This is a genomic window from Bradyrhizobium sp. 31Argb (assembly GCF_043638955.1).
Lineage (GTDB): Bacteria > Pseudomonadota > Alphaproteobacteria > Rhizobiales > Xanthobacteraceae > Bradyrhizobium.
This window is the reverse complement of the sequence record NZ_JBEGDB010000409.1, coordinates 1-5,173: the sequence shown is the minus strand read 5'-3', so window position 1 is coordinate 5,173 and position 5,173 is coordinate 1. Positions and strand designations below refer to the sequence as shown.

Here is a 5,173-nt window from a genome sequence, read left to right as displayed (position 1 = left end):
CTAGGCTTTGCCGCGGCCGTCATCGCAGACGGCAGACTTCAACGCGCTTGCAAGGCGCAACCCGCACAGATCCGGACTCGCCCAACTAAGGCATCCGGCTCCTACCTTGGGTGCTTGACGTCAAAGCGTTTGTCGGGCCAGGGATGAAGGATGCGCGGCGGGGGAAGCCAGTCGTTGATCAGCTTCGCCATACGCTCCCATGTGAACCCGTCTTTCTGGCTGCGCCGCCGGAGCGTTCGTCGCCAGAGGTCGGTTACACAGTGCCGGAACGCCGAGAGCGACCGACTATTGGTTGGGACCGCATAGTAGGCGAAGTGACCAGTCGCTACCTGCCTCAGCCACTTTCCCTGTTCTGGTATCGGATGGTGCATTCGACGCCGTAGCTCTGCCTTGATGTCCTTCAGCTTGGCCCGCATGCGGTCGCGTCGGGTCTTCCGCTGAAGCTGGAAGGTGCCGCGGCGCGATAATCCACAGATGAAGGTGAAGCCCAAGAACGCGAAAGTTTCCGGCTTTCCAAGCCCGCGCCTCTTGCGATCAGTCGCCGCAAAGCGGCCGAACTCAATCAGGCGGGTCTTATCCGGGTGGAGCGTCAGCGTAAATTTCCCAAGCCTATCACGCATCGCATTGAGGAAGCGACGTGCGTCGCCCTCACGCTCGAAGCCGATCACCAGATCGTCGGCGTAACGCACGACGATCATGTCGCCCCGGGCTTCCTGCCGTCTCCAGCGCTCGGCCCAGAGATCGAAGCAGTAGTGCAGGTAGATATTGGCAAGGAGCGGTGAGATCACCGAGCCTTGACCCGTTCCCCTGTCATCGACTGTTACGACTCCGTCTTCAAGTATACCCGCCTTGAGCCACTTCTGGACAAGGCGGACGATGCGCTCGTCGCCGATCCTGTGTTTCACGAAGCGAACCAGCCAATCTTGACTGACCGCGCCGAAGAAGTTTTGGATGTCGGCGTCCAGAATCCAGTTCACTTTGCGCAGTTTAATCGCCGTCGAAAGTGCGTCCAACGCATCATGCGGTCCTCGTCTGGGCCGGAACCCGTAGGAGAATCCGACGAAGTCGCCCTCGTAGATTGCGTTGAGCACCAGGACGGTTGCGCCCTGGACGATCTTGTCTTCCAAGGCGGCGATCGCCAGCGGTCGCTGCTTTCCATCCGCCTTCGGGATGTACGTCCGGCGAGACGGTTGCGGCCGATAGGCTCCCCGATGGACTCGTCCGTGCAGATCCTCAAGCCTGAGTTCGAGGTCCGACTCGTAATCCTGCCACGTCATGCCATCCACGCCTGGGGCGGCTTTGCGCTTGAGCGCGTAGAACGCCGTCCGGAGCATATCGACGTTGATGTGGTGGAGAAGCGCGGTGAACTGCTCCTTCTTCCTTTGCCTTGCGGCTTTCCGTACGCGGTCCAGCGCCTGGGTCACGCGAGCCCGGCTCTGTGTCCGGTGCGTGGTTTGCTGGTCCGCGTTCCCCTTGGTCCCCGGCCTTGGCTCCGCCAACTCCGCAGCCGGTCGCCCGGCTTTGTTCGTCAGCTTCGTCGCTACTATGCCGGAGTCAGACTTCTCTGGATCGTGCATCACCGGTTACGGCTCCTCACCTTCCCGCCACGGACCATCAGACCAAACAGGCCTATGGCCGATCCAAAGACCTCCCGGTTCCCGCACAAAGAGCGTCCGTACATGCCAGGGTCTCAGACCACGCCGGGTCCGGCAGGCGCTCGCAGTAACGCACCTGTCGATTTTGCCTTCCGTGGAGTAAACAACGTCGGCACCCAGGTTGATAACGGTTTCGCGGCTCAATGGCTGGCCTATACGCTCCCCTACCGACGCTTCGCCGACGCCCTCGCGAGCGCCTGCGCACGGATCGGGGGCGACGTGGATTGCTAACCCTTCATCGCAGTGGACTTTCACCACATACTCCTTGCCGGTCTCCCGGCGCACTCACTCACGTTGCGGCCCGCGCGGACCGTCGACCCTCGAAAGGGCTCATTTTCGGAGTGCTTCAGGTCATTCGTCGCCTCCTGACCCGCCCCGAATACTTCCGGCTGGAGCGAGAGTTAGCCGGCCTGGGTTTCCACCAGGGAGAACAGTGCGCCTTGCAAGGCACACACACGAATGCGGTCGAGCGTGCGATGCGGCCGATCAAGCTCAACGCCAAGAACTCCCTTTTTGCCGGTTGCGACGAGGGCGCCGAGAGTTGGGCAGTACTAGCTTCGTTAATCGAGACCTGTAAGCTCAATAGCGTCAGCGCCGAGCACTGGCTCTCCGACGTCCTCGCGAAGCTCGTTAATGGCTGGTCTGCGGCGCGACTGGACGAACTGCTTCCATGGGCGTCGACCTACACGATGCATGCACACGATCCGAGGCTGGCGGCATGAGCCTCAAGACGACCGCTGTCCGGATCAAGGTGACCCTCAAGGACGTGAAACCGGAGGTGATGCGATGCCTTGTCGTGCCGCTCACGCTGCGCCTTGATCGGCTGCATCTGACGCTTCAGGCGGCGTTTGGCTGGACGAATAGCCATCTCTTCGAGTTCCTGGCTGGCGAAGGACGTTGGGGCATCCCTGATCCCGATGGTGATTTTGGCCCCCAGCCTATCGATGCCCGCAAGACCCGGCTCTCCAATATCGTTCAAGAGACCGGCGCCAAGACGATCCATTATCTCTATGACTTTGGCGATAGCTGGGATCATGTGATCAAGCTCGAAAAGTGGTTCGACAACACGTCGACGGACGGTCTTCCATTCTTGCTCGATGCCGCCGGTCGTTGTCCTCCGGAAGACGTAGGCGGTGCGCCAGGCTATGCCGAATACCTCGACGCCATCAGCGACCCCACCCATCCGGAGCACGAACATATGCGCCTCTGGGGCCCGGAGCAGTTCGATCCCAACGTCGTCGACCGGAAGGCGCTTGAGGCCGCTGTCAATGCGTTGTCCGACATATGGAAGCCGCGCCGGCGCACCACGCGCTCAAAATAGACGTCAAGCGCCAATCAAATGGGCCTCGGAGCTACGCTTACCCTTCATCAGGCCCTCGGCTATCGCGCGCCGATGGCAGTCTGGCGCGAGCGGATGCACGCCGACAAGGCTGTGGACATGGTGGACAACGCTGACGCGTTGACCACATGCCCACAGCAACAGCAGCAGACAGAATCTCTGGCTGCGTGATAGAAAAGGATCAGGAGCGATCAGTTTCCAACTAACAAGCCGGTTCAACCGGTCCCGCTCCGCGGGTCCATTTCAATGACTCCCTACATGCCGCGCCAGCGGCTTCGTTCAATCCCAAATCGATTCAACCTAACCCCATCCCGCTTTAGCTATATTGGCATCAATGATTGCTATTGGAACTGCGGTCGAGCGCGGTGTTAGGAGTTCCCGTGGATCGCTTTCCAAGCTCATCCAGCGATTAAGATCGGGCTGGCTCAGAATTAGCGGCATTCGCTGGTGCACCCTTGCAATCACTCCGTCGGATTTTATTGTTACAATAGCGAATGTACGCTCCCACGCGCCGGTGTCAGGATCGCGCCAGTTTTCCCATACTCCAGCGAGACATAAATGTTCGCCATTCTTATGCACGATCATCTTACGCCTGCGCTGTCGATCTCTCTGATAGAACTGTTTCATAAGCACGATGCATCGTCGTTTGCGATAAGCTTCGCGAAACATGCGCTGCTGAGGTAGAGTTTCTGCGGGGGCGTAGAGCGGCTGAAGATCGGGATGGCGGTCAGCGTAGTGCGGGATCAATCCCCAGCGCATCGCTGTTTCTACTTGCGCGCCGGTATCTGGATGTAAACGCAATACCAGCGCCGTTCTTGTTCTACTCCCCGCTTGCGCCCCCGTAAGAACGCGACTTTCCCGGTGATCTGGGTTCGTTGGGGCCCTGCGACTGATTCTCTTCGGCCAACGGGTGCTCGGAATGCGCAAAGTCACGACCTCTTCTTGCTTGTTTCCACAAGCCACGCCTTCGATGAGATTCATATACTCCAATCGCTTTGTAGTTTCAGAGCGTTTCATCGGCATACGTTTCCGCCTGTGCCCTATGAACCCTTTATTGGAATCCGTTTGGCGCCGGTCGCTGACTGGCCAAGGGCCGTTGATAGGCATCGAGCCAGAATTAGGCGGTTCGCCGGGACATTCATCATCGTTATGTGGTCACCTGGAATTGGCACAGCATGAATGGCCTCCGTACTCAAAATTCGGTCCCAACCCCGCAAAGGCGAACGCGCTTCTGGACCTATTGAATTCTTGCGAGATCGTGCCCGATGGCGAAGAGGTTCATTGGCATAGAACTGGTATACCTCGACCGGGAGGGATGGAGCTTGATACGAGTCCAGCGCCCATTGGAACTGCATGGCCCTTTCATACGTCAGAATGTCACTGTGGAGATTGCGATCCTGAGGGATCGCCCCAATTTTCTGTGCCTTTTCCAGGAATTGAGAAATTGAACTTCGTCCAGCGAAGCGTTCAAGTATTTCGAACCTTTCGTCGTCTAGTTCGAGAGATTCCAGGAGCACTTCTTGTATCCTTTGGGTGGGCGATACGCTTGATGGATTTGAAGATAGTACAACGTCAATTAGAGCGATGAATGAAAGAGCTTCGTCGTGATCCAGTAACCGCTGCGCAATTGCGTAAGCCAAGATTCCTCCTGATGAGTATCCAGCGATCCGATATGGACCTCGTGGCTGGATCTCTCTAATTGCCAAATTTAGTTGCGAGGCTATCTCTTTAAGAGTTGGAAATTGAACTTCACTAAATGGCGGCCATGGCAAAGTGTAGACAGGACATCCTGCGTCCATCTCCTGCACCAAACTAAGGACATAGGAGCAATCGCCTAAACCTGTGGGAACAAAGAACAGCGGCGGCTGCGATCCGGTTTCTCGAACACAAATCACTCCCGAGCTGCTGGGCTGTGGTTCCAAATGAATCTTTGATGCAAGTTCCTTTAGAACGGGGGCTTGGAAGAGGTCGGCGGCGCTGAACTTGAGCCCGAGATCGACTGCGCGACTGAGCAGCTGCACCGCCAAGAGCGAGTGGCCGCCCAGTTCGAAGAAGTGGTCGTGCCGCCCGACCCGCTCCACACCGAGAAGCTCGGCCCAGATCTGCGCCAGCGCCGTCTCGATCTCGCCCTGTGGCGGCGCGTAAGCGCGATGCGCATACGCCCCATCCGCAGGCGGCG

4 protein-coding genes and 1 pseudogene are annotated in these 5,173 nt (G+C 58.3%); 2 read left to right on the top strand and 3 right to left on the bottom strand.

Features of this window, described 5'->3' with window-relative positions; all coding sequences use genetic code 11:
* Window positions 1-101: 101 nt before the first annotated feature.
* Window positions 102-1,577, bottom strand: coding sequence for a group II intron reverse transcriptase/maturase (gene ltrA / locus AAFX91_RS38760; protein WP_394570016.1), 1,476 nt, complete (start codon window positions 1,575-1,577; stop codon window positions 102-104).
* A 533-nt stretch (window positions 1,578-2,110) separates the two neighbouring features.
* Between ltrA and AAFX91_RS38755 the strand changes: the two are divergent.
* A pseudogene (locus AAFX91_RS38755) lies at window positions 2,111-2,377 on the top strand (transposase domain-containing protein); the annotation flags it as partial.
* Window positions 2,374-2,976, top strand: coding sequence for a plasmid pRiA4b ORF-3 family protein (locus tag AAFX91_RS38750; RefSeq protein ID WP_394570015.1), 603 nt, complete (start codon window positions 2,374-2,376; stop codon window positions 2,974-2,976). The pseudogene AAFX91_RS38755 and the gene AAFX91_RS38750, both read left to right, overlap by 4 nt.
* Window positions 2,977-3,294: 318 nt before the next feature.
* Here AAFX91_RS38750 and AAFX91_RS38745 read toward each other — a convergent pair whose 3' ends face one another.
* Together AAFX91_RS38745 and AAFX91_RS38740 are read right to left on the bottom strand one after the other, a co-directional pair.
* Window positions 3,295-4,017, bottom strand: a complete 723-nt coding sequence (locus AAFX91_RS38745; protein WP_394570013.1) for an SOS response-associated peptidase family protein — start codon at window positions 4,015-4,017, stop codon at window positions 3,295-3,297.
* A gap of 17 nt (window positions 4,018-4,034) precedes the next feature.
* On the bottom strand, window positions 4,035-5,173 hold a 1,139-nt coding region (locus AAFX91_RS38740), incomplete at its 5' end, for a thioesterase domain-containing protein (protein ID WP_394570011.1).